The sequence below is a fragment of the Rhodococcus sp. ARP2 genome, from assembly GCF_001029585.1.
Lineage (GTDB): Bacteria > Actinomycetota > Actinomycetes > Mycobacteriales > Mycobacteriaceae > Rhodococcus_F > Rhodococcus_F erythropolis.
This window is the reverse complement of sequence record NZ_LEKE01000010.1, coordinates 1-2,545: the sequence shown is the minus strand read 5'-3', so window position 1 is coordinate 2,545 and position 2,545 is coordinate 1. Positions and strand designations below refer to the sequence as shown.

Annotated in this window: 3 protein-coding genes; 1 reads left to right on the top strand and 2 read right to left on the bottom strand. The window is 63.7% G+C overall.

The features are described 5' to 3' along the window. Positions 1-88: 88 nt before the first annotated feature. On the bottom strand, positions 89-775 hold the full coding sequence (locus ABX74_RS02160) for a response regulator transcription factor (RefSeq protein WP_020908708.1): 687 nt from the start codon (positions 773-775) through the stop codon (positions 89-91). 65 nt (positions 776-840) lie between these two features. Beyond that, positions 841-1,374, bottom strand: a complete 534-nt coding sequence (locus ABX74_RS02155) for an NlpC/P60 family protein (protein ID WP_029255974.1) — start codon at positions 1,372-1,374, stop codon at positions 841-843. Between the two features lie 250 nt (positions 1,375-1,624). On the opposite strand from ABX74_RS02155, the gene ABX74_RS02150 reads away from it, so the two are divergent. Beyond that, positions 1,625-2,545 (top strand): serine hydrolase domain-containing protein (locus ABX74_RS02150; RefSeq protein ID WP_047888119.1); only part of this gene is annotated, 921 nt, incomplete at its 3' end.

The window sequence follows — 2,545 nt, the reverse complement described above, 5'->3', positions numbered from 1 at the left end:
GCGACAACCAGGAGGCCGACCTTCACTTTGAACGATCGCATCGGGTCCAGCGGCCGCGGCCACCGTGCAAAGAGTCGGTCGACGCCGCTCATCGCGGCACGTCCCAGGCGTACCCGACGCCGTGAACGGTCCGGATCACGGAAGGTCCGAGCTTGCGTCGTAGAGCCTTGACGTGGCTGTCGACGGTCCGACTACCCGCTCCCTCACCCCAGCCCCAGATCTCCTCGAGCAGCGACTCCCGCGGGATCGCCGCTCGCGGCCGCTCCGCCAGGTAGGCGATGAGATCGAATTCGGTGCGAGTCAGGTGGACTTCCTGCGTATCACGACGCACTCGACGTTCGGTCAGGTCGATCACGACGTCGCCGAACTCGAGCAAGTCGGCCACCGGGCGAGCAGCGTGCTCCGCACGATCAGCGCGCCGAAGCAATGCCTGAACACGGGCGACGAGGACACGCATGCTGAACGGCTTGCTCAGATAATCGTCGGCCCCGACGCCGAGACCGATCAGCATGTCGGTTTCATCGGCACGAGCGGTCAACATCAGCACGGGCACCGGGCGCACGGCCTGGATGCGGCGGCAAACTTCGAGGCCGTCGAATCCCGGCATCATCACGTCGAGCACCACTAGGTCGGCATCCATCTGCTCGCAGCGGGTCACAGCGCTGGGGCCGTCAAATGCCAACTCGACGTCGTAGCCCTCGGCACGCAGCCTCGCTGCGATGGACTCGCAGATACTGACCTCGTCGTCGACCACGAGCACTCTTCGCTGACTCATGGAACTGACTGTATTCGGCCCTCGTGGATGAACCTGGGAGGACTTGTGAAGGTTCTGTGCAGGTTCTAGAACCTGCGGATGTTGTTGATCGGCAGATCCGCCAGCGGCGTCAGTCCGGTCGGAACACCAACTCCGTAGGCGTTGAACACCATTCCGAATCCGGCGTAGATGCCGACGTGCGTCGCACCGGGGTAGAAGGTGATGACGTCGCCGGGCGCGAGGGCCCACCGAGGAACCGGCTGTCCGACGTTGGCCTGCTGTTGGCTGGTCCGTGGCAGATTCACTCCGGCCTGCCGAAACGCCCATTGCACCAGCCCGGAGCAGTCCCACGAGTTCGGCCCGACTCCGCCCCATTGGTAGGGCTTTCCGGTCTGAGTGCTCGCTGCTGCCAGCGCGATCAGGCCTGCCGGACTCGGAATGGGGAGGGCGGCTGATCCGCTGCTGATGCTTCCTGCGCTTCCCAGGCTGCCGGAGCTCCCGCTACTGCCGCCGCTGCCGAGGCTCCCCGGGTCGGCCGAGGCGGGGGCAGCGGAGAGCAACAGGACGCTTCCGGTCAGCAGAGCAGCGACCGTTCCCGTGCGGAGTGTCGACTTCTTCATGCATCCGTCCTTCGTGGGAGTCGTTTCGGCGCGCGGCAGCGCACCTCGATAGCCGTGAACTGGTAAGACACGTGAAAACAAACACTTCGTTCGGATGTTAACGGCGTAGACGTGGTGTTCGGACAGGAATCATTGATCCCATTTGTCGGTTTTCGACAAACAGGCCTTACGTCCCGGCCTGGCAAAGATCAGGGAATGATCGGGGATTTCCTGGATCCGTCGGAGCCGGCGGATCCCTAGATTCGAAATCATGCGCTCATACCTCCTTGTCGCCGCGGTCATCATCGGAGCCACCACGGCGCTGATCGGTTGCTCGACGCTCCAGCGCGCAGTGGAGATTCAATCGGATCTCGACGGACTCACCAGGTCGGGTGTCGTCGGGTCGATCGCAACACTCGACGACGGAACCACGACGGCTGTCATGACCAGCGGCGTACCCAATCGGACCAACGGCGATTCGATCGGCAAGAATGATCGGGTCCGGATCGGAAGTGTGACAAAGACATTCACCGCTTCACTCGTCCTGCAGTTGGTGGCCGAAGGCAAGGTCGACCTCGACGCACCGATCGAGCAGTACCTCCCGGGCCTACTGCACGGCAGTGACATGGACGGCAGTGACATGGACGGCAGTGGCACAGACGGTAGCGCAATCACCGTGCGGCAACTGTTGCAACATCGCAGCGGCCTACCCGAGTTCGCCGGAGAACCCGGCGCCGACGAATGGATTGCCGCAAACGAGGACCGAACGCTGACGCCGTCCGCCGCGGTCGCCATCGCCCTCGGCAAACCGGCGCAATTCGTCCCCGGAACGTCGTTCGTCTACACCAACACCAACTACATCGTTCTCGGAATGCTCGTCGAATCGGTGACCGGCCGCAGCTACGCCGACGAACTTCAGTCTCGGATACTCGACCCGCTGGACCTGGAAGACACGTACCTCCCGGCGGCCGGTGAGCGCGATATCAGGGGCGATCACCTGACGGGCTATCAGGATCTCGATGGTGGCCTGACCGATGTTTCCCGCACGGAACCGTCGATCCCCTGGTCTGCCGGAGCGATGGTCTCGACGGGCACAGACCTGAACGCCTTCTGGCGCGCGCTACTCGACGGGCAGGTGGTGCCGGCCGAGCAGCTTGCCGAGATGACCACCCCTCAGGTCGGCGCCACCGAA

Excerpts from the sequence above, each read along its gene's own strand:
- ABX74_RS02160 (WP_020908708.1), bottom strand. The coding sequence starts at position 775 with ATGAGTCAGCGAAGAGTGCTCGTGGTCGACGACGAGGTCAGTATCTGC.
- ABX74_RS02155 (WP_029255974.1), bottom strand. The coding sequence starts at position 1,374 with ATGAAGAAGTCGACACTCCGCACGGGAACGGTCGCTGCTCTGCTGACC.